Raw genomic sequence first — 25,015 nt, forward strand, 5'->3', positions numbered from 1 at the left:
TATTCCCATGTCAGGTGAAACAGCCACAATGGGAGGAACAGGCGATTATTTCCTAAGCATAGTCTGGGTTATAATCGTCTTGGCTGTAATTATAGCCCTTATCATTTTACTACTTAAATTTCTTGGTCGTAAAAGTCAAACCTGGTTATCACGTCGTGCGATACGCACGATCGGCGGGGTAGCGATGGGGCCAAATAAATCATTACAAGTTATAGAAATTGGTAGCAGCATATATTTGGTAGGTGTTGGAGATGATATCACATTAGTGGATAAAATTTCGGATCCTGAAGAAGCTATGCTGATTATCCGTTCATTTCAAACAGAAGCAGTGGAGCAGAAAAATATTCTTTCTCCACTAATCTCCAAAATCAGTGCAAGATTTCGTCCAAAATCGGATGTGCAAGAAGAGGAACTGGGAGAAACTGAAGCTTTTCAAGAAGTATTTGAAAGTAAACTTCGCCAAATTCCTAATCGTAAACAGAAGATGGAAGAGCTGATGAAGGAGGAAAACTCTACAGATCGGTCGAGGGATTCATGAAAAAAAAGCTGATTATAACGCTCGTACTGCTTTTTATCGTTAGTCTGACATCTGTAAGTTCAGCATTTGCCACTGCCGATCCGATACCTAATATTGATATTCAGATCGGCAATGATAGTGGCTCAGGAGATGCAGCACCAGCAACTAGCTCGTTATCTATCCTGTTGCTGCTTACCGTTATAAGTGTTGCGCCAGCATTCTTAGTCTTAATGACTAGCTTTACCCGTATTGTTATTGTGCTCAGCTTTGTCCGGACTTCGCTCGGGACTAACCAGATGCCTCCTAACCAGGTATTGGTGGGGCTGGCTTTATTTTTAACTATTTTTATAATGTCGCCGGTACTATCCACTATGAACCAAACAGCGCTTCAACCTTATTTGAAAGGTAGTATTACACAGACTGAGGCTTTGAAAGCTGCTGAAATACCGATTAAAGAATTTATGTTTAAACATACACGTGAAAAAGATTTACTTCTTTTCCTCAATTACACTGGTGCAGAAAAACCAAGCAATATCCAAGATATTCCGCTTACGGTTATGGTGCCTTCTTACGCAATCAGTGAATTGAAAACAGCTTTTCAAATGGGCTTTATGATTTTCATACCGTTCTTAGTTATTGATATTGTAGTCGCCAGTGTACTTATGGCGATGGGTATGATGATGCTACCGCCGATTATGATTTCATTACCGTTTAAAATTTTACTGTTCGTTCTTGTAGACGGATGGTATTTGGTCGTTAAGTCCCTCTTACTCAGCTTCAATTAGCGAAGTTAGAGATGTTCCTAATTAAGGGAGGTTAATCATGAGTTCGGAGTTTATCATCGGTATGGCGGGACAGGCAGTGTATACAGTACTCAAAGTCAGCGCACCGATGCTTGTACTTGGACTTGTAGTGGGTCTGTTAGTCAGTATTTTTCAGGCTACTACGCAAATTCAGGAGCAAACGCTTGCCTTTGTACCTAAGATTGTGGCTGTTATGCTTGCACTTCTGCTATTCGGTCCATGGATACTGAGTGTTCTAGTAGATTACACGTATAATATTCTCGACAATTTATACAAATATGTCGGTTAGGCTGATTGCTTATGGAGATGTTACAGCAAAGTTTTCCTGTTTTTTTGCTTGTTTTTTGTCGAATGATTGCTTTTTTTGTAGTTTCACCCGTTTTTTCATCAAAAGGAGTGCCCAACACATTTAAAGTAGGCATTGCCTTTTTTATATCCCTTTTAATTTTTTTGATCAAAAGTACAACAGTAACCGTATCAGAAAGTCCAGAAATTTATGTTCTACTGGTTATCAGAGAAGTCATGGTTGGATTGATGCTTGGTTATGTTGCTTATTTAATGTTTGCTGTTATACAAATGGCTGGTGCGTTTATTGATATTCAAACGGGTTTTGGTATCGCTAGTGTACTTGATCCGTTAACAGGCGCATCTTCACCATTGTTTGGTAATTTGAAGTACATGATAGCAATGCTGCTGTTTTTGAGCATGAATGGTCATCATTATTTGATTCAGTCTGTACTTTATAGTTATGACTGGATTCCAATTGATTCTGAGATCATGAGTAAAATGATGGATGGATCGATTAGTGAATTTCTTATTCGAACATTCAGTAATTCATTTTTAATTGCTTTTCAAATGGCCGCACCTATTGTAGTAGCTATGTTTCTAACAGATGTAGGACTTGGATTTCTAGCACGTAGTGCACCGCAATTTAACATTTTTGTTATCGGTGTGCCGGTGAAGATTATTCTTGGACTATTTATGTTAATGCTGTTAACTCCAAGCTTTGGCTATCTGTTCGAACATGTTTTTGCTCAACTATTTCAAGCGATGCAATCGTTATTAAAAGTAGTAGGTAACAGACCACAATAAACTTCGTATGGAAGGAGGTTGTGAATTGGCATTCAGATTACGGATCAATCTGCAATTATTTTCTGGAGAAAAAACAGAAGAAGCAACATCTCAGAAAAAGCAAGAAACGCGTAAAAAAGGTCAAGTAGCTAAAAGTATGGATATACCCGGTTCTGCGGTATTGCTAGGTGGAATATTTTCTTTGATGATGTTCAGCAGTTTTTTTATGAAACGAATTGAATGGCTATTCACAGATTCTTTTCTACATCGTTTAACGATGGATGTTACTGTAGCTAATATTATGCAGATGCTTGGTCAATATGCGATACAGATTATGATGTTGGTTTCACCTGTATTCGGGGTTGTTGTAGTACTTGCATTAGTCGCTAACTATGCACAGGTTGGCTTTTTGCTAGTCGGAGAGCCTATACAACCTAAGTTCAGCAAGCTTGATCCGATTAAAGGATTTAAAAATATTGCTTCTATGCGTTCAGTCGTAGAATTTTTGAAATCAATACTCAAACTCTCGGTCATCGGATATCTGGTTTATCAGACATTGTCTGGTGCTTCTCATGAATTATCCAAAACAGCTTATATGTCTGTTGAAGCCATTCTTCACTATACGGCTGGATTAACAATGAGCTTGGGCATAAAAGTAGGTGTTGCTTTACTTGTACTTGCTATCTTTGATTATATGTATCAGCGATATGAGCATAATAAAGGAATACGGATGTCCAAACAAGATATTAAAGATGAATATAAAAAGGTGGAAGGGGATCCGTTGATAAAAGGGAAAATTCGTGAAAGACAGCGCCGTATGGCGATGCAGCGAATGATGCAGGACGTTCCCAATGCTGACGTTATTATTACCAACCCGACTCACTTTGCAGTAGCTTTGAAATATGACAATGGTCAGATGGCTGCTCCACAAGTGGTGGCGAAAGGTCAAGATTACGTCGCCCTGCGAATAAGAGAACTTGCCAAGCAACATGGTGTTGTCGTGATGGAAAACAAACCGCTCGCAAGAGCATTGTTTGCTAGATCAGAAATAGGAGATTCTATTCCGGGTGATCTTTTTCAAGCGGTAGCAGAAGTTCTTGCTTATGTGTACAAGATGAAAGGTAAAAACAAGTAAACCAGGGGATCGGAGGGCTGGATAGCATTGAAAACTAAAGATTTGGTTGTGCTTGCGGGTGTCATAGGAATTATTATGATGATGATTCTTCCGATCCCGACATGGCTACTCGATGTATTGCTGATTGTGAATATTTCCCTGGCAATGATTATTCTTTTGATTGCAATGAATACAAAAGAAGCACTGGAATTTTCTATCTTCCCGGCTATGTTGCTCATAACCACATTATTCCGGCTAGCTTTGAATATATCTACAACAAAATTGATTTTGGGACAAGGGGATGCAGGTTCAGTTGTTGCTACATTTGGTAGCTGGATTGCAGGTGGACAAATCGCTATTGGATTTGTTGTTTTCCTTATTCTCGTCGTTGTACAATTTATCGTTATCACTAAAGGTTCTGAACGGGTAGCAGAGGTTGGAGCACGTTTTACGCTCGATGCTATGCCTGGTAAGCAAATGAGTATTGATGCGGATCTAAATGCAGGTCTAATCAATGAACATCAAGCTAGAGAACGTCGTAGCAAAATCGAACGTGAAGCCGATTTCTACGGAGCGATGGATGGTGCAAGTAAATTTGTAAAAGGGGATGCTATTGCGAGTATTATCATCCTCTTAATTAATCTAATTGGTGGATTTATTATTGGGATGACTGTTCACGGAATGCCATTCGCTGAAGCACTTTCAACGTATTCTGTTTTAACTATTGGTGATGGTCTAGTCAGTCAGATTCCAGCATTACTGATTTCAACAGCTGCGGGTCTAATTGTTACAAGAGCTTCTTCTGAAGGTAACTTGGCAGACGATATTACAGCACAATTATTCTCTTATCCAAAATTGTTATATATCGTAGCAGGCGTAATTACACTGTTAGGTATTTTTACACCGATTCACTTTTTAACTACATTCCCTCTAGCGATTCTGTTAGTATTCGCTGCTCGGAAGATGCAGTCTAATCTTGACTTAAAAGTAGTCGAAGCCGAACAGCAACAAGAAGAACAACAGATCGAAGAAGTACGTAGTCCTGAAAGTGTTATCAACTTACTACAGATCGATCCGATTGAATTCGAATTTGGATATGGTCTGATTCCTCTGGCTGATACACAGCAAGGTGGCGATTTACTGGATCGTATTATTATGATTCGTCGTCAATGTGCACTTGAACTAGGTCTTGTGGTACCTGTTATCCGTATTCGGGATAATATTCAATTAAAACCAAATGAATATGTCATCAAAATTAAAGGAAATGTGGTAGGTGGTGGTGAATTACTACTAAATCACTATCTCGCTATGAGTCCTGGGTTTGATGATGATTCGATTACAGGAATAGAGACTTTAGAACCAGCCTTTGGTTTACCAGCTTTGTGGATTGATGAATTAACAAAAGAACGTGCTGAATTATCTGGTTACACTGTGGTTGATCCACCTTCAGTTGTGGCTACACATTTAACTGAACTGATCAAAAAACATTGTCATGAACTACTAGGTCGTCAAGAAACAAGAGCATTGATTGACAACTTGCGCGAGAATTATCCTGTGCTTGTAGATGACTTGATTCCTTCGGTGTTAGCAGTAGGAGATATCCAAAAAGTATTCGTGAAATTACTAAGAGAAAAAATTTCTATACGGGATATGGTTACAATATTCGAGACACTTGCCGATTATGGAACATATACCAAAGATCCAGATGTATTAACTGAATATGTACGTCAAGCTCTATCCCGACAAATTACGCAGCAATTTACAAGCCAGGGTGAAACACTACGTGTGATTACAGTAGGACCTAATCTGGAGAAAAAGATTGCCGAAAGTGTACAGCAATCTGAACAAGGAAGTTATCTGGCTCTTGATCCGGTATCGACCCAATCGATGTATCAGAAGATGAATGAGCAAGTGAATCGTCTTTTGCAAATGGGACAACAACCGATCGTGTTGACTTCGCCAGCTATACGCATGTATCTGCGTCAAGTGATTGAACGCACGATGCAGGATATTCCAGTTCTTTCTTACAGTGAACTTGAACCTAACGTTGAAATTCAAAGTGTCGGGGTGGTGAACTTATGAGGGTAAAACGATATATCGTTGATACAATGCCCGATGCGATGTTAAAAATTCGAACTGATCTTGGTAGCGATGCAGTTATTTTAAGTACCAAAGAACTTAAAACAGGCGGCTTTCTAGGGATGTTTCAGAAAAAAAAGATTGAAGTGATTGCAGCCGTAGAGAAAGAACAAGCTACTGAACCAGTAAAAGCACAGCCGGAGATTAATATTCCGGCTGCGGTGCCTAAACGTGTAGTACCAGACGCCTATCGTAAATCAAGTGAAGCTTTTGCTGAATCGATGCGACAAGCATTAGCAGGAGAACCAACCGATTCAGCTGAAGGTAACTCGGTAGCTTCAACACCATTCTCGGCTCCACTGGAACCAAGCATTTCAGACCAAGCCCAATCTTCTTTACGTCATGTTCCATTCGTTGCTGAACAGCCAGTGTATAAGGCTCCAGAATTTAATGGTGCAAGTCAATCGGATCAACAAGACAAATTATTTGAAGAATTACGTGAAATGAAAAAAATGATGGCTGACTTAAGTCGTGAGAAAGAAATGGCGACGTTACCAACATCATTGATTGAAATCGCAGACCGTCTTAAAAAGCAAGGATTAGATCAAGAATTGCTTGATTCATGGTTAAGTGAAGCTATGGGACAATTTCCAGCTCCAGAATTAATTACCAATGTCGATGCCAAAGCAGCTATGAAGTTTCAGATCGAACAGTTTACGCAATCACGCATCGGTGGTGGGATTGATCCGGCTACCAAAATTGTATATGTCGCAGGTCCTACAGGTGTAGGAAAGACTACTACAATCGCTAAGCTGGCTGCTGAACAGTTATTTAAGTATAAACGTAAAGTAGGTCTTATTACTTCGGATACGTACCGTATATCGGCAGTAGAGCAGCTTAGAACGTATGCCTCTATTTTAGGAGTACCTTTAGAAGTGGTTCAATCTCCTGGAGATTTGCAGCGCTCACTACAACGTTTAGCTGAATGTGATCTGATTTTGATGGATACAGCGGGTCGTAATTACCGTAATGAATTACTGGTATCTGAATTACAAAGCTTATTAGCTCCATTGGAAAATAGTGAAACGTATCTGGTTTTATCTTTTACTTCCAAAACAGAAGATATGAGAACGATCACAGAACATTTTAGTAAGTATCCATTGGACAAAGTGATCTTTACCAAAGCAGACGAGACAGGAAGTTATGGTGCTTTGTTCAATCTTCTTCAGGAATATCCATTGCGACTCTCTTATATGACCAATGGACAGAATGTACCTGACGATCTATTGATGCCAAGTCCAGACTTTCTTGCCAATCTATTGCTTGGAGATATATTGCCATGATGGACCAAGCCCAATCACTAAGAAATTTGATGTCGTCCAAAACGGTGCAGGCTCCTAAATCAGAACCACGTAGTGCGAAGTTTATCACGATCACTAGCGGTAAAGGTGGAGTAGGCAAATCCAATTTCACGCTTAATTTTGCACTTGCTCTTCAACGGCTCGGGCGAAAAGTGTTGGTATTTGATGCAGATATTGGAATGGCGAATATCGATGTACTGATGGGTGTACGATCTAAGTTTAACTTGTCTCATCTACTTAGTGGAGAGAAACAGATCAATGAGATTATTGAAAAGGGAGCAGGATCATTACCTTATATCGCTGGTGGATCCGGGCTAACCTCATTGTTCTCTTTATCCGATAAAGATTTAATCTACTTTACAGACCAGATTCAAAAAGTAGCAACAGATATGGATTATATTCTGTTTGACACTGGAGCAGGTTTGTCGAAAGAAACACTACAATTTATCATGTCAGCTGACGAATGTATTGTAGTGACGACACCAGAACCAACTTCGATTACAGATGCGTATGCATTAATCAAAGTGGTTCACGGAATGGAAGAAGATGTTTCTTTCAAATTAGTCGTGAATCGAGCTGAAAGTGAAAAAGAAGCAGTACAGACTTCAGATAAAATTAGATTGGTTACCAGTCGCTTTCTGAACTTAGAAATTCCTCTTTTGGGATTTGTAAGCGATGATTCTCATGTGAGTCAATCCGTAAAAAAACAAGTTCCTTTTTCAATCTACTCTCCCGGATGTATTGCATCCAAAGACATTCAAAATTTGGCTCAACGTTATATGGTTGCACCAAACGCAAGTCCAGAAGGAACCTTAACAGGAATCAAAGGATTTATGCAAAAATGGCTTAAACGTACTAAATGATTCTGTAGGGAACAGAGGTGCTGATATGACAACTTATAAAATATTAGTTGTTGACGATTCTCCTTTTATGAGAAAAATCATTTCGGATTTAATTGAGACAGATCCTCTGTTTCACGTGATAGATACTGCAAACAACGGGCGTGAAGCTGCTAAAAAAGTAGTCGAACTTAAACCCGATGTTGTTACAATGGATGTAGAAATGCCAGAAATGAATGGGCTAGAAGCACTAAAAATTATAATGTCTCAGCGTCCTCTGCCGATAATTATGTTATCAGGCATTAATGAGCAGGGTATGCGTGAAACAATTATGGCTTTGGAAAATGGTGCTTTTGACTTTATTCGTAAGCCTTCCGTCAGTAATTCGCAGGATATTGAAGAGGTTGGGCAACAGCTACGAAGACAACTTCATACCGCTGTTCATGCACTGGAAAGAAACCGCAAAAGAGCTGAACAAAAAAACATGGCGGCTGACGTTGCTCCGTCGCCATATCTGCAAGACAGTCAAGAGCTGCAAGAAGAAGGCAAACAACCTTCAACAGAACCTCAGGCAGCCCCTTCTGAGAAAAAAACATCTAAACGTGACATTGATAAACGTCTGGAACAAGGTCGTCCAGAACGGTTTCAGGTCAAACCAGCATCGCCAACACCGAATACAACTGCACGTCCTTCACGTCCAGAAGTAACAACAGACAAGCAAGCACAAGACAAACGTCCTGTAGCACCTAAGCCTGCGGATCCGCGTCATGTGTCTAAGCCTTCCTTTGTTACTGGAACACCGGTTAAAAAGCAACCGGAGATACCGACTAAGCCTGTTCGTGAAGAAGAACCGAAACGCACCAAACCAGTGGTTACTCCACCGGCGGCTTCTTCTTTCAAAAAAGAAATCGAAAAACCAGTAGCACCTGTGTCACCATCAATGTCTACTCCGGCTGTAAATCGCCCAGCAGGCGTTGAACGCAATACAGCTCCTTGGCGTCAGTTGGTAGCAGTTGGATGCTCTACCGGCGGTCCTAGAGCGCTTAAAAGCTTATTAGAAAATATCCCGGCTAACTTTCCTGCTCCGATTGTGATTGTTCAGCATATGCCGCCGAATTTTACACGATCTCTGGCCCAGCGTTTGAACAGTTTAAGTCGTATTACTGTCGTTGAAGCAGAACAGGGAATGGTTCTTCAAGCAGGTACAGCTTATATTGCTCCTGGCGGTTATCATATGACTGTCGCTCGCAATCAAGGAAGTTACCGGATACAGCTTACACAAGAACCACCACGTAATGGACATCGCCCTTCAGTGGATACGCTTTTTGCCTCTATCCAACCTTTTACCGAGCTACAGCGTCATGCTGTATTAATGACAGGTATGGGAAGCGATGGCGCAAGAGAAATGAAAAATTTATATGATAGCGGTATAAACTCTACAATCGCAGAAAACGAAGATACCTGTGTAGTGTACGGAATGCCGCGGTCGGCCGTAGAGCTTGGATGTGTCAATCACCTCCTGCCATTGCCGGAAATTGCGCCTAAACTTATACAAATCGTTAAATAGTTTACAACAAGCTATATGCTATCTTATGGAGGAGGTGTCTCACGGTGGACATGAATCAATATCTAAACATGTTTATTGATGAGTCGAACGATCATCTACAATCGTTGAACGAAAAAATGCTGGAATTGGAAAGCAGCCCGGCTGACCTTGGGATCGTCCAAGTTATTTTCCGCTCAGCACATACACTTAAAGGTATGGCAGCAACAATGGGTTTTGAAGATTTAGCAGCACTAACGCACCAAATGGAAAATGTACTTGATTTGGTACGTAATGAAAAATTAGCAATGCAAGAATTTATTTTTGATACATTGTTTAAAAGTTTGGACGCTTTGGAATCAATGGTTCAAGATATTACACAAGGCGGAGAAGGTAAAGCAGATGTAACCGCAATCGTAGAATCTTTACAAGCGATTGTACGTGGAGACATGGCACCAGCTGTATCTAAAGCAGTATCTGCTACACCAACATCATCAACACCAGCTGAAATTGTTCAAGAGAGCAAAGGAATCCAATTGGATGAGTTCCAACAATCTGTTATTGAACAATCGATGTCTGAAGGTCATCAAGCGCTTTACCTTGAAGTCTTTATTCGTGAAGATTGTCAACTAAAAGCGGTTCGTGCCTATATGGTGTTTGATATGTTAGAGCGTTTCGGTGAAGTTATCAAATCTGAACCTTCTACACAAGATATCGAACAGGATAAATTTGATCGTAGCTTCTCTCTGTATTACATCACGCAAAAAGATGAAGCTGAACTCAAAACGATGATCCTCGGCGTATCTGAGATTGAAAATGTAACGATGACACGCTTGGATGCAGAATCGTTGCGAGAAATGTCTGCTACAGCAGCTAAATCATCTCCAATTTCTTCTGAAATCTTGCCTGTAGAAACAGCATCTGTTGCTTCAGCTCCAGTCGTTGAAGAAGCTAAAGTCGCAGCAGCGCCACCAGCTGCACCAAAAGCGGCTGCCAAAGCAGCGGTTGCTGCTCCATCTCGTACAATCCGTGTAGATATCGATCGCTTGGATGTTCTTATGAACTTGTTCAGCGAATTGCTTATTGACCGTGTACGTCTAGAACAGCTTGCAAGTGAAGTGAAAGTACCTGCACTAACAGATGCTGTAGAGCATATGGGTCGTGTAAGTAGTGATTTGCAAAATATCGTACTCAAATTGAGAATGGTTCCGGTAGATACTGTATTTAACCGTTTCCCTCGTATGGTACGTGATTTGGCTAAATCATTAGACAAAAAATTAGACTTAATTATCACAGGTGCTGAAACAGAGCTAGACCGCACAGTTATTGATGAAATCGGTGATCCACTGGTTCATTTACTGCGTAACTCAGTTGACCACGGTGTTGAGCCTATTGCAGATCGTATTGCAGCAGGTAAAGATGAGACAGGCGTTGTCAAACTAAGCGCATTTCATAGTGGTAATCATGTATTTATTGAGATTGAGGATGATGGACGTGGAATCTACCGCGACAAAATTCTTCAAAGTGCAATCAAAAAAGGCGTCGTAACTCAAGAGCAATCTGTTACGATGAAAGATGAAGAAGTATATCAACTTCTTTTCGCACCAGGATTCAGTACAGCTGAAGTGATCTCTGATATTTCTGGACGTGGTGTTGGTCTAGACGTGGTTAAATCCAAAATTTCATCACTTGGCGGACATGTAACTGTGTACTCCACACCAGGTAAAGGAACCAAGTTCTCTGTACAACTTCCATTGACATTGTCTATTATTTCAGCGATGTTGATTCGTGTAGGTTCAGAGAAATATGCGATTCCATTAACTTCAATTGTGGAAACAGGTATTATCAAATCCAAACAGGTACGTGATTTGCATGGTAGTCAATTAATTCCTTATCGTGAAACGCATATTCCGTTACTTTCATTGAGCCGTGTATTCGAAGTTCCAGACTTTGATGAGCGTGAAGAAGAAGAAACAGAAATTGTCGTAATCCGTAAAGGTGACAAACTAGCAGCACTAGCTGTTGAGAACTTTATTGGTCAAAACGAAATCGTACTGAAAAGCTTGGGCAAATATCTTCCAGATATTCAAGGGGTTTCAGGAGCAACGATTCTTGGGGATGGCCAAGTGGCTTTGATTATTGATCCGAACGCATTTATCAAGTGATGTAGTTTATAACAAGGAGGATTTACCCATGGCAGAAGATATAAAAGTTATCGTTTTTAAGCTTGCAAAAGAAGAATACGGTATTGAAGTAGATAAAGTACAAACGATTGAACGTATGTTACCAATTACACGTGTACCGAAAACATTTGATTTTGTAAAAGGTGTTATCAATTTACGTGGTGTTGTTATTCCGGTTATTGACCTTCGTGGACGTTTTAACCTTCCGGAAAATGAATATAACGATCAAACACGTATTATCATTGTAGACGTAGATACCACTCAAGTTGGATTTATCGTTGATTCTGCTAATGATGTAGTGGATCTAGATCGTGGTCGTATTGAGAAACCGCCTGAAGTTGTAGGTGGAGTGAAAGCTAGATATCTTGATGGAGTTGCTAAGCTGGACGAAGAACGGCTGCTGATTATGCTTAACCTTGCTGAAGTCTTGAACCGAAGCGAAGTCAGTCAACTAGAAAATATCGAGGACTAAACTTATGAACCTTTTTGATGATCTTGAAGGGTTCAAAATGGATGTTCTAAAAGAAGTGGGAAACATAGGGGCAGGCAATGCAGCCACTGCCCTTTCCCAACTTTTAGATAAACCGATTGATATGGCAGTGCCTAAAGTGCAGATTTTACCTTTTGAAAAGATTGCGGATAAAGTTGGAGGACCTGAACAAATCGTACTTGCTGTTTTCTTTCGTGTAGAAGGTGAAGCACCAGGGAATTTGTTCTTTATTCTAACTCCTGAAGCGGGTAAAGGATTACTTCATCGTTTAGCAGGAATTGAAGCAAGTGAAGAAGAGTTTTTCAACGAAATGGAACAATCTGCATTATCTGAGATTGGAAATATTTTGGCAGGCTCGTATCTATCTTCATTAGCTGATTTCACACAACTTTCAATGACACCGACTGTTCCTGGCTTAGCAATGGATATGGCGGGTGCTATTTTAAATTATGGTCTGATCCAATTCGGCGAAATGGGCGACGATGCACTGTTGATCGATACGACTTTCTTAGAAGGAAAAGAAGAAGTGGAAGGGCAGTTTTTCTTGATTCCGGACCCTGAATCTTTTGATAAAATTTTTAAATCATTAGGAGTTCCATTGACTGATGATTGAAGAGCAAAACATTGTTAAAGTGGGTATGGCGGATTTAAACGTCGTGAAAACATCCGGAATTATTCGAACGACGGGACTTGGTTCTTGTGTGGGCCTAACGCTATATGACAAAAACATTCAACTTGCAGGGATGGCTCATGTGATGCTTCCTTCATCGGATATTGCTAGAGACGGACAATTGAATATAGCCAAATATGCAGATACAGCACTTCCAGAACTTGTTCGCAAAATGACAGCGTTGGGTGCTTCGCGCTCACGAATCGTTGCTAAAATGGCTGGCGGTGCTCAAATGTTTAACTTTTCTAGTGGTGGTGATCACATGCGAATTGGTCCTCGCAATGTGGAAGCGTGTAAATTGTTTTTAGAAGAATACAAAATTCCATTGTTAGCTGAGGATACTGGCGCTAATTACGGACGAACGATAGAAATGGATTGTATTTCTGGGATTTTGTTCATAAGAAGCGTACAAATGGGTAAGAAGGAATTATAGCCTATGGTAGGGAATATTAAAATTAATCTCTGGTTAGGCTTAATCGGTTTTTTGATTACCTTTTTTGCTTCTATCGAAAACAATTTATGGACCACTAGCTTATTTAGAGGCGTTTTAGGATTTGCATTATGGTTTTTCCTGGCATTCGTGCTGCGCTTTGTTCTTGGGATTCTAGCCAATCCTGCAGGTGCAGCCACGAATAAGCCTTCTACTCCAACTTCTTCGGAAAATGGACAACCTGATTCTTCCGTAGATGATCCAAGCAGAGGGGGCCAATTTGATGTAGTAACGCCTGATCAAGATCAGGAGTTAAGCGATTTGCTAACACCGAAACCAACAGACACAGTGGACAAGGGTGGCTTTGCACCTCTTAATCCGCCAAAACTGGTTTCAAATAAGCAACAAGATCCGGAGGAAATGGCGAAGGCTGTTCGTCACCTGACACAAAAGTAAGGAGGGTGAAAGCAATTGAGCGAGCAAAAGGCAGCACATCTAAATCACTCAGAATTGTGGGTACAATGGAAGGAGTATGGAAACGTAGAAGCCAAAAAGAAGCTGATTGAAAACTACTATGGCACCGTTGAATATGTTTCCAGCCGCCTTGCAATTGGATTACCCAAAAATGTTTCTAAAGATGATCTGATGAGTAATGGGGTCATGGGTTTAATTGATGCTATTGAAAAGTTTGATTATAAACGTGGACTTCAATTTGAAACGTATGCTTCTTGGAGAGTACGTGGTGCCATATTGGATGGTCTTCGTCAAGGAGATTGGGTTCCAAGATCGGTACGTGAGAAAGCACGCAAAATTGAAGACGCTTATCAGCAACTAGAGCAAAAATATTTGCGTTCCGTATCCGATGCAGAGATCAGTAACTATTTGGATATTACGGAAAAAGATTTTCAAAATATGCTTCAAGATGTAGCTGTAATGACGATTACTTCTTTGGAAGATCCTATTCGTGAAGAAGAATCAGAAACAAGAATGTCTTTGATTGTAGATGAGAAAGCCAAAAATCCAGATCGCGCTGTAAACGATTTTGTACTTAAAGAATCGCTTATGAAAGGGATCGAAAAGCTTACCGAGAAAGAGAGAACGGTTGTATCACTGCTCTATTATGAAGACCTATCACTCAGTGAGATTGCTGAAGTCATGTCATTATCACCATCACGAATCTCTCAACTTCATTCCAAAGCTATTCTACGTTTGCGTGGAGCACTGGATAAGCAAAAAGGTCTATTAATGCAAGACATGTGAGACGCCGCTACTTGTATGAAAGGGTGAATTAGGCGTGACCTCTCAATTAGCAATAGACCCATATTTAAAAGTTATCTTTTCTGAAGACAAATCTATCGCTTATCTTGAATTTACAAAGTTTGATGAAGAATTTGAATGCACAGCCGAACAACTGGAGGGATTTTTGCGTACGCAAGGTTTGAGTCATGGGATCGATTCAATAATTTTACAACAAATTTCTAGTCAGCCTGAAGCTTATACTTTGGACAAAGCAATCGTTGCTCAAGGGCAAAAGCCGGTGAATGGAATAGATGGAAGAATTGAATATACCGTATCATTTGATGATGTAGGTAGAAGACCACTTGAAACTCAAGATGGTAAGGTAGATTACAAAGAATTAGTCCAACTTAACAATGTTCGTAAAGGGCAAATGATCGGTAAGAAAATCGATCCATTACCTGGAGAAGACGGAATATCGGTTGCAGGTGAACCTATTCCTTACAAACCGGGCAAAGAAGCTCGATTCAAAGTTGGTAAAAATATTGTGTTAAATCCAGAACATACCGTTATTTATGCTGCTTTAGATGGTATGATATCATTGACCGAAAAAAGTAAAATTAACGTATTTCCTGTCTATGAAGTTAACGGAGATATTGATTATCATACAGGCAATATCGACTTTGTAGGTACGGTCGTTATACGTGGTAATGTGTTATCTAATTTTCGTGTCAAAGCATCGGGTGATATTCGTATCGTTGGTGGTGTAGAAGGTGCAGAACTCGAAGCAGGGGGTTCGATCGAAATCACAGGTGGAGTTATCGGTTATCATAAAGGGTTAGTCAAAGCTGCGGTAAATGTGAAAAGCTCATTTATTCAAGATGGAAATGTAGAAGCAGGCGAAGCGGTTATCGTATCTCAAAGTATTATGCATTCCAATGTACGTGCAGGTAAAACGATTGTATGTAATGGACCTAAAGGATTAATAGTAGGTGGGCAATTACAAGCAGGTGAAACAGTTGTTGCGCGAACAATCGGAAATAGCAGCTTTACGGTGACTGATATTGAAGTAGGTGTTCTTCCTGAATTACGTAATCAACTGGGTGTACTACGCAAAGAATTAAAAACCCATGTAGAGAATTTGGAAAAAACAGAAAAAGCACTTCATTTATTAGATCAACTTGCTTCTGCTGGACAACTTGGTTCAGATAAATTGGCTTTGCGTATTAAATTATCAGCGACTAAAAAAAGCCAACTGCGTGAACATGATGAAATCAAAGAAAGTATTTGGGAAATCGAAAGAACACTAGAAGAATCGGCGAAAGCTAAAGTTGAAGTCATTCATACTATCTTCGGTGGTTCTAAAGTGGTTATCGGTAGATATACTAAATATATTAAGGATACTTCAGAACGAGTTAGCTTCACATATGATGATGGTGATATTGTGATGGTTTCTAACCATTAATTAACCATAAGGTGGGGTGTTTGAGATGAGCTTACGAAATATTGAATTGCAAATTGCTATTCCTAGAACCAGTGAAGTGGGTAAAATTCAACAAGCACACTTGTTACGTCCGGCGATTGATCAGACTTTACTGGCTGAGCAAATCAATGAGCATACAGAACGTATGCGTAACCGTAGCGGAGAAGTGAACGAGTCGTCATCTAACTTTATCCATGATGGAGAACCTGGAGAACATCACCATACGGCTAGTGAGCATCATTCTGACGAACACCCTCATCCAGAAGTGAAGCCAGCGGAACATCCTTACAAAGGTAAAAATATCGATTTGTCTTTCTAAAATTTAAACCACACAAAAGGTGAGTTGAATGAATTTGCCAGGATGGATATATATTGTTCTGATCGGAGCAGTCGCAATTGTATATGGATTTTTGTTACCCAAAGCTCGTAATGTAGCAGCAACAGCTCAGTCTATGGCTACAGTAGATAAAGTCGAGGATACATTAGAACATTACATGGCTGAGATCGAGAAAGAAAATGAAGAAATTATTGATCTAGTCTCTAAAATTAAGCAAGAGTCTACTGCCAAGCAGTTAGCTCTTCAAGAACAATTAACAGAGATGAGACAACGCCTGATCCAGCTAGAGCAAAAGCCTGATCCTGTTATCATGCCATCTGCTGTTCCACCTGTAGCTACCATGCAGAATCCTGCATATACGCAAACACAGGGTACAGGAACACAAGGAGACGCGTTGCGGGAATCAGCTGCACGAATGGCGCAACAGTACAGTGAACCGGTTGTAGAAGAGCAACCAGACACGACAGAACGTATTCAGGATCGTTATCAAGAACTGTTTGCCCTTTATGAAAATGGGAAATCTATTGATACTATTGCCAAAACTGTAGGTTTACAGCGAGGCGAAGTACAATTGATTTTGCAGTTGGCTAAACAGGAGGATCATAAGTGATTAAAAATCGTTCTTTAATAATGGGTATAGGTGTAGGAATTATTATCGGTGCTGTTTTGCTTCAGCTTTTTAATATTGGTAATGGTCAGACCATGTTAGATGGTACCCAGTTAACCGCTGAACAGATCAGAGAAGCAGCACAGACTCAAAATATGCAGGTGTATGATTCGACAGAAAAAGTGTATAGCAGTGATGAATGGAAACAGTTGCAGCAAGAAGAGAAGCAAAAAGAAGAAGCCGCTAAAGCTCAAAAGGCAGAAGCGAGCAAGACAACAACCAAAGAGCCGACTAGCGAGCAACCAACAACTCCAGAAAATCCAGCCACACCAGAGTCGACAGAAACCAAAAGTACAACGCCAAAAACAAGCACTCCAAGTTCTCCAACGCAACCGAATACACCGACTACGTTTAAAATTACAAGTGGAGAAATGCTAAATGATATAGCTTATAATTTAAAAACAAAAGGTGTTATTGATAGCCAAAAAGAATTTGTGAATCGGGTCTCTGAACTTAAAGCCAATACGAAATTACAAATCGGCACATTCAATTTGAGTGCAGGTGAAGATTTGGATTCAATTATTGATAAGATCACGCATGAGCCGTCTCAATAATGTGATTGCTGCATTATAAGGCGGCTTCACGTCTGAATATGATGACTACTACATATCAATCAATTTGGGTGTTGCACAATATGTATTTGATATGATATATTAACTAATGGTGTTAAAACACACGCATTCTGATTTCAGGTAAAGGTGCTTTTCAGACGAAAAGTTTTACCGAAAGTTGACGTTTGCGGAGGCACACAAAAAACCAAAATAATAGGAGGTACATGGATATGGCAGTTATTTCCATGAAACAGCTTTTAGAAGCTGGCGTACACTTCGGTCACCAAACACGTCGTTGGAACCCGAAAATGGATCGTTACATTTTTACAGAAAGAAACGGAATTTACATCATTGATTTGCAAAAAACAGTGAAAAAAGTTGATGAAGCTTACAACTTTGTAAAATCCATCGCTGCTGACGGCGGTACAGTATTGTTCGTTGGTACGAAAAAACAAGCTCAAGATTCTGTTAAAGAAGAAGCTGAGCGTTCTGGTCAATTCTACATCAACCAACGTTGGTTGGGTGGAACTCTAACTAACTTTGAAACGATCAAAAAACGTATCAATCGTTTGAAAGAGTTGGAAAAATGGGAAGAAGACGGTACTTTTGAAGTTCTTCCTAAAAAAGAAGTAATCTTGCTTCGCAAAGAAAAAGATCGTCTTGAGAAATTCTTGGGCGGTATCAAAAACATGAAAGGTTTACCTAGCGCATTGTTCATCATCGATCCTCGTAAAGAGCGTATCGCTGTTGCAGAAGCACGCAAATTGGGTATTCCAATCGTAGGTATCGTTGATACTAACTGTGATCCAGACGAGATCGATTATGTTATTCCTGGTAATGATGACGCGATTCGCGCTGTTAAATTGTTGACTGGAAAAATGGCTGATGCTGTGGTTGAAGCTAACCAAGGCGAGCAAACTGCATAATTATTTCTATTCATATGTCTTTAAATGAATGACAAAATAAAAAGGGTGGTTGGCAGGTGGATAACCTCTCACTGCCCTTTTTTTAAGATGATGTATAAAAAACTAAATTTCTAATTATATGGAGGTTACAACAATGGCAGTTAATGCTAGCGCAGTAAAAGAGCTTCGTGAAAAAACAGGCGCAGGAATGTTAGATTGTAAAAAAGCGCTTGAAGAAACAAACGGTGATATCTCTAAAGCAGTAGACGTACTTCGTGAAAAAGGTCTTTCTGCAGCAGCTGGTAAAGCTGGACGCGCTGCAACAGAAGGCGTAGTTGAATCTTACATCCACGCTGGCGGTCGTATCGGCGTATTGGTAGAAATCAACTGTGAAACTGACTTTGTTGGTAAAACAGACCAATTTAAAGAGTTTGCACGCGATATCGCTATGCAAATCGCAGCAGCTAGCCCATTGTATGTTCGTCGTGAAGAAGTTCCAACAGAAGCACTTGAGAAAGAAAAAGAAATTTTGAAAGCTCAAGCGTTGAACGAAGGCAAACCAGAAAAAATCGTTGAAAAAATGGTTGAAGGCCGCATCGGTAAATACTATGAAGAGTATTGCTTGATGGAGCAAACTTTCGTTAAAAACCCTGATAAAACAATCGATCAATTGTTGAACGAAAAAATCAGCACAATTGGTGAAAATATTTCTATCCGTCGCTTTGTTCGTTATGAACTAGGTGAAGGTCTTGAGAAAAAACAAGACAACTTTGTTGAAGAAGTTATGGCACAAGTAAATCAATAATCGCTACTAGCGAACTAAAGATTTACAATAACCGGAACACGATTTAAGAATAGAACAGAAGGAAGGGACACAGACTGTGTTCCTTCTTTTGTAAAATCTTATCATTCCGAGAACCTCATGGCAGAGCCGGAACAGGCAGTATCAGCGCCCTATCCGGCTTTATCACCATCAGGACTAATTTTCACAAAGTGGAGGGTATACAATTGAATAAACCTGTATTTAAAAGAGTTGTCTTGAAAGTCAGCGGTGAATCATTATCGGGTCAAAACGGATACGGTATTGATGCCGATACAATCGTCTCAATTGCCAATCAGATCAAAGAAGTTGTCGCATTGGGTGTAGAAGTTGCGATTGTATGTGGAGGAGGCAACATCTGGCGTGGAATCGCGGGCAGCGCAAATGGTATTGACCGCGCAACAGCCGATTATATGGGTATGCTTGCCACTGTAATGAATTCTTTAGCTTTGCAAGATGCATTAGAGCAGATTGAAGTGCCTACTCGTGTGCAGACTTCTATTGCAATGCAACAAATCGCAGAACCTTATATCCGCAGAAGAGCTATTCGTCACTTAGAAAAAGGTCGAGTTGTTATTTTCGCAGCAGGTACGGGTAATCCTTTCTTCTCTACAGATACAACAGCTGCTTTACGTGCTGCTGAAATCGAAGCAGAAGTTATTTTGATGGCTAAAAATAAAGTGGATGGCGTATACTCAGCAGATCCATTTAAAGACGAAAATGCTCAAAAATTCGAACAACTTACATACCTGGATATCTTGAATCAAAATCTAGGTGTAATGGATTCTACAGCTTCATCGTTGTGTATGGATAACAATATTCCACTCATCGTGTTTGCGATTACCGAAGAAGGAAACATCAAACGGGTCGTGCTCGGCGAGAAGATCGGGACGATCGTTAAAGGGAGTGTAGATTAATGCCACAATCAATCAAAACAAGTGCAGAAGAGCGCATGGAGAAAGCTATTCAAGCTTTAAGCCGTGATCTGTCCACGCTTCGTGCTGGTCGTGCTTCATCTTCTATTTTAGATCGTGTACAAGTTGAATATTACGGTGCTTTGACACCTCTTAATCAGTTGGCAAATATCAGTACACCGGATTCACGTACATTGATTATTCAGCCTTGGGATAAATCTTCTTTAGCTGAGATTGAACGCGCAATTATGAAATCAGACTTGGGTCTTACACCGGCTAACGATGGTAACATTGTTCGTCTAAGTATTCCAGCTCTAACAGAAGAGCGTCGTTCTGAATTGGTTAAATTAACTAAAAAGTTTGGCGAAGAATCCAAAGTAGCGATTCGTAATATTCGTCGTGATGCTAATGAAGATATTAAAAAGCTTGAAAAAACAGACATTTCTGAGGATGAATCACGTCGTCATCAAGAAGATGTGCAGAAACTTACAGACAAATTTATTGCAGAAGTTGATAATGTACTAGCTTCAAAAGAAAAAGAGATTATGGAAGTGTAAGAGACTTACGACCCCTCCGAATAGGTGGGGTTTGTCTCTTTTCACTACTCGCATGGAGGAAAAGTGATGCTCAAGCGTGTTCGCTCGTGGTGGAAAAAGGAAGAGATACAGGTTTCCTCCGAGCTTTCGCAAGATAATATTCCAAAGCATATCGCTATCATTATGGATGGCAATGGACGATGGGCGAAAAGTTTGGGATTACCGCGTGTAATGGGTCATCAGAATGGTATGAAGGCTGTAAAGCGTGCCACAATTGCTGCGGATGACTTGGGAGTTCAATATTTAACCATGTATGCCTTCTCTACTGAAAATTGGAAAAGACCCAAAGAGGAAGTCGATTTTTTGATGAAACTTCCTGGTGAATTTATAGCATCTGAATTGGATGAGTTGATTGCAAAAAATGTACAGATTCGTTTGATGGGACACAAAGATGTATTACCCCCTCATACGATTGAGCCTTTAGAAAAAGCGATTCGTGATACTGCTAATAATACAGGACTGGTTCTTACTTTTGCTCTGAATTATGGAAGTCGTGATGAAATTACTGAAGGTGTGAAAGAAGTCGCTCAAGCTGTACAAAAAGGTACAATGCGTATCGAAGATATCACTTCTGAAAGTTTTGAACGTGTTTTACAATCTTCAGGGATGCCTGATCCTGATTTACTTATACGAACAAGCGGAGAACTTCGCCTGAGTAATTTTATGTTGTGGCAACTTGCCTATACAGAATTATGGTTCACTCCTATTTTTTGGCCAGAGTTTGGCAAGCAGCATATGATCGAAGCGGTATTAGAATACCAGCGTAGAACTCGCAGATATGGTGGTTTGAAATGAATGGTGATCTCTGCATAGGCAGGGAATATTCATTTGTTCGGATGGAGGATGGATTGTGAAAGAGCGGATAATCACTGGCATTGTAGCCGGAATACTCTACTTAGGGCTTTGCCTGCTCGGTGGCTATGCTTATCATGGGCTGCTCGTGGTGATGGCTCTTATTGGATATTATGAATTTGTAATCATGACAAAGTCGGCTCCGTTCGGAGCACCGGCAGTGATTGGTTATATTAGTGTGCTATATATGCTTTTACCATGGACATTAATGAATCTTGAACCGCCGTTGTCTGTTGATCACAGTATGTGGATTGTGATGCTGTTATTATTGTCCATTACTGTTATTTCCAAAAATAAAGTGGATATTAAACAAATGGCATTATTGTTCATCGGAGCCGTTTATATAGGTACAGGGTTTGCATATATTGCAGATACACGTCAGACACCAGACGGACATGGATTATTTTGGACGTTTATGTTGCTAGCTTCGATTTGGGCTAGTGATATTGGAGCTTATTTTACAGGAAAAATGCTTGGCAAAAATAAGCTATGGCCTTCGATCAGTCCCAATAAAACGGTTGAAGGTGCGATTGGTGGAGTCGTATTTGCTATTATTGTAGCTGTTATCTTCTCACTGATATCACCAGAACTTCTTCCAATGACCAATGCGATATTAATAGGTATAGCAGCGGCAGTCGTAGGACAAATGGGTGATTTGATTCAATCGGCATACAAGCGCATCTATGGAATCAAAGATTCTGGAAAATTGTTACCAGGTCATGGTGGTATTTTAGATCGCTGTGATAGCTGGTTAATGGTATTTCCACTGGTTCATATTGCGTTGCTTTTACCTTTCTAAATGATACGGATTTAAATGATAACCTATTGTAATCTAACGGGGTGCACAATGAAAAAATTAGCGATTCTTGGCTCTACAGGTTCAATCGGTACTCAAACATTAGATGTTGTTCGTGCGCATCCTGAAGCTTTTGAAGTTGAAGGACTAGCAGCAGGTAATAATATAGAATTGTTGATTCAGCAAGTATTGGAGTTTAAGCCATCTAAAGTTTCTGTAGGTTCTAAACAATCAGCAGAGCAGATCAAGCAACAACTACCTTCTCATATCGAAGTATTCTATGGGGAGCAAGGATTGATTGAAATTGCAGCAGGAACAGATGCAGATACCGTTGTTACAGCAGTTATGGGTAGTATGGGGCTTCCATCTACACTTGCAGCGATTGATGCAGGCAAAACGATAGGATTAGCGAATAAAGAAACATTGGTAACAGCAGGTCATCTAGTTACAGCTCGTGCTAGACAAAAAGGCGTTCAATTGTTGCCGATTGATAGCGAACATTCAGCATTATTTCAATGTCTAAATGGAGAACCCCGTGAACGTGTACATCAATTAACGTTGACTGCTTCGGGAGGTTCATTTCGTGATCGTACACGAGAGCAATTGAAGCATGTGACTGTGGCTGATGCACTGAAGCATCCTAACTGGTCTATGGGTTCCAAAATTACGATTGATTCTGCAACGATGGCGAATAAAGGACTTGAAGTGATTGAAGCACACTGGCTATTTGATATGCCTTATGATCAGATTTCAGTACTGTTGCATCCTGAAAGTATTATTCATTCATTTGTAGAATTTGTAGATACCAGTATTATTGCACAATTGGGTAATCCAGATATGCGTGTACCGATTCAATATGCATTAACGTATCCTGATCGTCAGCAAGCTCCTTCTTCGCGTCTGTCGTTAGCTCAGATCGGACAGCTTAATTTCCGTGAAATGGATTACAATCGTTTTCCTTGTCTAAGCATGGCTTTTGAAGCAGGACGTTTGGGCGGAACAGCACCGACAGTATTTAATGCAGCGAATGAAATTGCAGTAGCTCGATTTTTAAATGGAGAAATTCCATTCTTATTGATCGAAGATATTATTGCGGATGCTCTACAACAGCATGAAGTGATTGCCAATCCAGAGCTAGAAGTCATCTATGCTACCGACGCACAGACTAGAGCAAGAGCCAGTGCATTTTCAGTATTGTAAAAGGAATGGTATGTTGTATAGATAATGTGATAGTGGTTTTGTATCATGACGATTATGCCTATAACCGGGATTATCAACAGAAATGGAATTTATTTCTTGATGTTCGCCATGCTCTGCTTGTATCAGACCGTACAAAAGTGATAATCTAAAAGTGCAGACCTTCGGTCGCAAGCGAAAAAGGAGGATTTGGCGATTTGGAGACACTTCAAGTAGTAGTTATGACGGTACTCATGTTTTTTATTATTGTTACAGTGCATGAGTGGGGGCATTATTATTTTGCCAAGCGTGCAGGAGTATTAGTACGCGAATTTGCTATTGGCTTCGGCCCAAAACTGTTTTCATATAAAAAAGATGAGACTGTATTTACATTGCGTTTACTGCCGTTTGGTGGTTATGCCCGTATGGCTGGTGAAGATCCTGAACTGGTTGAGATTCAGCCCGGACAGACGATCGCTATTCGTACAGCCAATGAAGTCGTTAAAACGATTTTTGTAGATCAATTAGATAATCGTAAGAATGTTATTCGTGGCGAAGTACAATCAATTGATATTATTGATGATCTCAAAATTGTATTAGATGTTGATGGTGATATTCAAACATTTAATGTAGATCCCAAAGCAATGATGTCGATCAAAGGGCAAGATATTCAGATTGCACCGCGCAATCGTCAGTTTAATAGTGCAACTGTAGGTCAACGTGCATTGTCTATTTTTGCAGGACCTGCAATGAACTTTATTCTTGCTTTTATTCTTTGTCTGATCTTGGTACGTATGACAGGTGTACCTGTTGAAAATCCAACAGGGGTTATTTTGGGTCAGGTCACTTCGGATTCTCCAGCTCAATCTAGTGGGTTGCTAAAAGGCGATCTAGTGGAGAAAGTCAACGGAACCGAAATTGCAGGAGATTCTGTCAAAATGATTAGTTTGATTGAATCTTCGGCTGGTAAACCTATGGAGTGGACGATTGAACGTGGTGGTCAAGAACAGACGGTTACTATTACTCCTAAAGCAAATGAAAAAAATGTAGGTAAAGTAGGGGTCGCTGTAGAACCTCAAACTCGTTCAGCTTCTTTTGGTGAAACATTTAGCTATGCAGGCGAACGCTTTATCGATATGAGTACAACGATTTTAACAAGTTTAAAAATGTTAATTTTTGGACAGTTCCATTTAGATGATCTAGCAGGACCTGTAGGTACGATTCAAGTTACGACTGAAGTCGCAAGACAGGGACTTGATAGTATGATTCTTTGGACAGCACTAATTAGTACCAACTTGGGAATATTCAATCTATTGCCTATTCCAGCATTAGATGGAAGTCGTTTGATTTTCTTGTTGGTGGAATGGATACGTCGTAAGCCACTTGAACCAAGCAAAGAAGGTCTGGTTCATTTAATCGGATTCGGTATGTTATTCTTGCTGATGATCGCTGTAACCTATAATGATATTGTACGTTTAATTAAAGGTTAATATCTGTGCTGTAGCGTATAGACAGACATGATATACTCAAAGAAAGACCACGGAAGCAGAAGGGTGGAAATGCAACATGTACGCCTCAGCGT

The 25,015-nt window shown here is 40.1% G+C and carries 27 protein-coding genes; all 27 read left to right on the top strand.

All coding sequences use genetic code 11. The features are described from left to right. Positions 1-7: 7 nt before the first annotated feature. The 27 genes from PO903_RS14140 (at position 8) to rseP (ending at position 24,923) form a co-directional block, all read left to right on the top strand. The gene (locus tag PO903_RS14140; protein WP_069327371.1) at positions 8-538 is read left to right on the top strand and encodes a flagellar biosynthetic protein FliO; all 531 of its coding nucleotides are present in this window, start codon (positions 8-10) and stop codon (positions 536-538) included. Next, positions 535-1,302, top strand: coding sequence for a flagellar type III secretion system pore protein FliP (gene fliP, locus PO903_RS14145; RefSeq protein WP_069327370.1), 768 nt, complete (start codon positions 535-537; stop codon positions 1,300-1,302). Before PO903_RS14140 ends, fliP begins: the two co-directional genes overlap by 4 nt. Before the next feature lie 37 nt (positions 1,303-1,339). Next, positions 1,340-1,609, top strand: coding sequence for a flagellar biosynthesis protein FliQ (fliQ, locus tag PO903_RS14150; protein WP_069327369.1), 270 nt, complete (start codon positions 1,340-1,342; stop codon positions 1,607-1,609). 11 nt (positions 1,610-1,620) lie between these two features. Continuing rightward, entirely contained in the window at positions 1,621-2,412 is a 792-nt protein-coding gene (fliR, locus tag PO903_RS14155; protein ID WP_273593729.1) for a flagellar biosynthetic protein FliR, read from the top strand. Positions 2,413-2,437: 25 nt separating this feature from the next. Further along, entirely contained in the window at positions 2,438-3,526 is a 1,089-nt protein-coding gene (gene flhB, locus PO903_RS14160; RefSeq protein ID WP_371748216.1) for a flagellar biosynthesis protein FlhB, read from the top strand. 27 nt (positions 3,527-3,553) lie between these two features. After that, positions 3,554-5,587 (top strand): flagellar biosynthesis protein FlhA, encoded by a 2,034-nt coding sequence (gene flhA, locus PO903_RS14165; protein WP_069327366.1) that lies wholly within the window; start codon positions 3,554-3,556, stop codon positions 5,585-5,587. Beyond that, on the top strand, positions 5,584-6,927 hold the full coding sequence (gene flhF, locus PO903_RS14170; protein ID WP_273593730.1) for a flagellar biosynthesis GTPase FlhF: 1,344 nt from the start codon (positions 5,584-5,586) through the stop codon (positions 6,925-6,927). The genes flhA and flhF overlap by 4 nt, the downstream gene beginning before the upstream one ends. Next, a complete protein-coding gene (locus PO903_RS14175) occupies positions 6,924-7,808 on the top strand; it encodes a MinD/ParA family protein (protein WP_069327364.1) in 885 nt (294 codons plus the stop codon). The genes flhF and PO903_RS14175 overlap by 4 nt, the downstream gene beginning before the upstream one ends. Before the next feature lie 25 nt (positions 7,809-7,833). Next, positions 7,834-9,351 carry a protein-glutamate methylesterase/protein-glutamine glutaminase gene (locus PO903_RS14180; protein ID WP_137222723.1) on the top strand — a complete coding sequence of 506 codons (1,518 nt, stop codon included), beginning with the start codon at positions 7,834-7,836 and terminating at the stop codon, positions 9,349-9,351. A 44-nt stretch (positions 9,352-9,395) separates the two neighbouring features. Continuing rightward, a complete protein-coding gene (locus tag PO903_RS14185) occupies positions 9,396-11,492 on the top strand; it encodes a chemotaxis protein CheA (RefSeq protein WP_273593731.1) in 2,097 nt (698 codons plus the stop codon). A 28-nt stretch (positions 11,493-11,520) separates the two neighbouring features. Further along, positions 11,521-11,982: a chemotaxis protein CheW gene (locus PO903_RS14190; RefSeq protein ID WP_069327361.1), complete on the top strand. Its 462-nt coding sequence runs from the start codon at positions 11,521-11,523 to the stop codon at positions 11,980-11,982. 4 nt (positions 11,983-11,986) lie between these two features. Continuing rightward, positions 11,987-12,613, top strand: a complete 627-nt coding sequence (locus PO903_RS14195; RefSeq protein ID WP_069327360.1) for a chemotaxis protein CheC — start codon at positions 11,987-11,989, stop codon at positions 12,611-12,613. Next, positions 12,606-13,103, top strand: a complete 498-nt coding sequence (locus PO903_RS14200) for a chemotaxis protein CheD (protein ID WP_069327359.1) — start codon at positions 12,606-12,608, stop codon at positions 13,101-13,103. Before PO903_RS14195 ends, PO903_RS14200 begins: the two co-directional genes overlap by 8 nt. A 3-nt stretch (positions 13,104-13,106) precedes the next feature. After that, the gene (locus PO903_RS14205; RefSeq protein WP_069327358.1) at positions 13,107-13,556 is read left to right on the top strand and encodes a hypothetical protein; all 450 of its coding nucleotides are present in this window, start codon (positions 13,107-13,109) and stop codon (positions 13,554-13,556) included. Between the two features lie 15 nt (positions 13,557-13,571). Then, entirely contained in the window at positions 13,572-14,360 is a 789-nt protein-coding gene (locus tag PO903_RS14210) for a FliA/WhiG family RNA polymerase sigma factor (protein WP_069327357.1), read from the top strand. A gap of 34 nt (positions 14,361-14,394) precedes the next feature. Then, positions 14,395-15,801 carry a flagellar assembly protein A gene (locus tag PO903_RS14215; RefSeq protein WP_273593732.1) on the top strand — a complete coding sequence of 469 codons (1,407 nt, stop codon included), beginning with the start codon at positions 14,395-14,397 and terminating at the stop codon, positions 15,799-15,801. Positions 15,802-15,826: 25 nt separating this feature from the next. After that, positions 15,827-16,138 carry a hypothetical protein gene (locus PO903_RS14220; RefSeq protein ID WP_069327355.1) on the top strand — a complete coding sequence of 104 codons (312 nt, stop codon included), beginning with the start codon at positions 15,827-15,829 and terminating at the stop codon, positions 16,136-16,138. Positions 16,139-16,166: 28 nt separating this feature from the next. Next, positions 16,167-16,766 carry a DUF6115 domain-containing protein gene (locus PO903_RS14225; protein ID WP_069327354.1) on the top strand — a complete coding sequence of 200 codons (600 nt, stop codon included), beginning with the start codon at positions 16,167-16,169 and terminating at the stop codon, positions 16,764-16,766. Next, complete coding sequence (locus PO903_RS14230; RefSeq protein ID WP_273593733.1) at positions 16,763-17,377, top strand: MltG/YceG/YrrL family protein; 615 nt, start codon at positions 16,763-16,765, stop codon at positions 17,375-17,377. Before PO903_RS14225 ends, PO903_RS14230 begins: the two co-directional genes overlap by 4 nt. A gap of 227 nt (positions 17,378-17,604) precedes the next feature. Continuing rightward, positions 17,605-18,300 carry a 30S ribosomal protein S2 gene (rpsB, locus tag PO903_RS14235; RefSeq protein WP_069327352.1) on the top strand — a complete coding sequence of 232 codons (696 nt, stop codon included), beginning with the start codon at positions 17,605-17,607 and terminating at the stop codon, positions 18,298-18,300. Positions 18,301-18,433: 133 nt separating this feature from the next. Next, positions 18,434-19,084, top strand: coding sequence for a translation elongation factor Ts (gene tsf, locus PO903_RS14240; protein ID WP_069327351.1), 651 nt, complete (start codon positions 18,434-18,436; stop codon positions 19,082-19,084). 203 nt (positions 19,085-19,287) lie between these two features. Next, positions 19,288-20,016, top strand: coding sequence for a UMP kinase (pyrH, locus tag PO903_RS14245; protein ID WP_069327350.1), 729 nt, complete (start codon positions 19,288-19,290; stop codon positions 20,014-20,016). Further along, positions 20,016-20,570: a ribosome recycling factor gene (gene frr / locus PO903_RS14250; RefSeq protein ID WP_069327349.1), complete on the top strand. Its 555-nt coding sequence runs from the start codon at positions 20,016-20,018 to the stop codon at positions 20,568-20,570. Before pyrH ends, frr begins: the two co-directional genes overlap by 1 nt. Positions 20,571-20,636: 66 nt before the next feature. Next, positions 20,637-21,404, top strand: a complete 768-nt coding sequence (gene uppS / locus PO903_RS14255) for an undecaprenyl pyrophosphate synthase (protein WP_069327348.1) — start codon at positions 20,637-20,639, stop codon at positions 21,402-21,404. Positions 21,405-21,459: 55 nt separating this feature from the next. After that, entirely contained in the window at positions 21,460-22,260 is an 801-nt protein-coding gene (locus PO903_RS14260; RefSeq protein WP_137222729.1) for a phosphatidate cytidylyltransferase, read from the top strand. Positions 22,261-22,308: 48 nt separating this feature from the next. Further along, positions 22,309-23,457, top strand: coding sequence for a 1-deoxy-D-xylulose-5-phosphate reductoisomerase (locus tag PO903_RS14265; RefSeq protein WP_069327346.1), 1,149 nt, complete (start codon positions 22,309-22,311; stop codon positions 23,455-23,457). A gap of 194 nt (positions 23,458-23,651) precedes the next feature. Beyond that, positions 23,652-24,923: an RIP metalloprotease RseP gene (gene rseP, locus PO903_RS14270; RefSeq protein ID WP_069327345.1), complete on the top strand. Its 1,272-nt coding sequence runs from the start codon at positions 23,652-23,654 to the stop codon at positions 24,921-24,923. Positions 24,924-25,015: the final 92 nt, after the last annotated feature.

The organism is Paenibacillus sp. PK4536, assembly GCF_028594455.2.
Classification (GTDB): Bacteria; Bacillota; Bacilli; order Paenibacillales; family Paenibacillaceae; genus Saccharibacillus; species Saccharibacillus nuruki.

Coding starts and splice junctions, on each gene's coding strand:
- PO903_RS14180 (WP_137222723.1), top strand. CDS start 7,834: ATGACAACTTATAAAATATTAGTTGTTGACGATTCTCCTTTTATGAGA.
- PO903_RS14140 (WP_069327371.1), top strand. CDS start 8: ATGTCAGGTGAAACAGCCACAATGGGAGGAACAGGCGATTATTTCCTA.
- PO903_RS14225 (WP_069327354.1), top strand. CDS start 16,167: ATGAATTTGCCAGGATGGATATATATTGTTCTGATCGGAGCAGTCGCA.
- PO903_RS14190 (WP_069327361.1), top strand. CDS start 11,521: ATGGCAGAAGATATAAAAGTTATCGTTTTTAAGCTTGCAAAAGAAGAA.
- PO903_RS14195 (WP_069327360.1), top strand. CDS start 11,987: ATGAACCTTTTTGATGATCTTGAAGGGTTCAAAATGGATGTTCTAAAA.
- flhF (WP_273593730.1), top strand. CDS start 5,584: ATGAGGGTAAAACGATATATCGTTGATACAATGCCCGATGCGATGTTA.
- PO903_RS14220 (WP_069327355.1), top strand. CDS start 15,827: ATGAGCTTACGAAATATTGAATTGCAAATTGCTATTCCTAGAACCAGT.
- tsf (WP_069327351.1), top strand. CDS start 18,434: ATGGCAGTTAATGCTAGCGCAGTAAAAGAGCTTCGTGAAAAAACAGGC.
- PO903_RS14205 (WP_069327358.1), top strand. CDS start 13,107: ATGGTAGGGAATATTAAAATTAATCTCTGGTTAGGCTTAATCGGTTTT.
- fliQ (WP_069327369.1), top strand. CDS start 1,340: ATGAGTTCGGAGTTTATCATCGGTATGGCGGGACAGGCAGTGTATACA.
- fliP (WP_069327370.1), top strand. CDS start 535: ATGAAAAAAAAGCTGATTATAACGCTCGTACTGCTTTTTATCGTTAGT.
- PO903_RS14200 (WP_069327359.1), top strand. CDS start 12,606: ATGATTGAAGAGCAAAACATTGTTAAAGTGGGTATGGCGGATTTAAAC.
- PO903_RS14175 (WP_069327364.1), top strand. CDS start 6,924: ATGATGGACCAAGCCCAATCACTAAGAAATTTGATGTCGTCCAAAACG.
- frr (WP_069327349.1), top strand. CDS start 20,016: ATGCCACAATCAATCAAAACAAGTGCAGAAGAGCGCATGGAGAAAGCT.
- rpsB (WP_069327352.1), top strand. CDS start 17,605: ATGGCAGTTATTTCCATGAAACAGCTTTTAGAAGCTGGCGTACACTTC.
- fliR (WP_273593729.1), top strand. CDS start 1,621: ATGGAGATGTTACAGCAAAGTTTTCCTGTTTTTTTGCTTGTTTTTTGT.
- PO903_RS14265 (WP_069327346.1), top strand. CDS start 22,309: ATGAAAAAATTAGCGATTCTTGGCTCTACAGGTTCAATCGGTACTCAA.
- uppS (WP_069327348.1), top strand. CDS start 20,637: ATGCTCAAGCGTGTTCGCTCGTGGTGGAAAAAGGAAGAGATACAGGTT.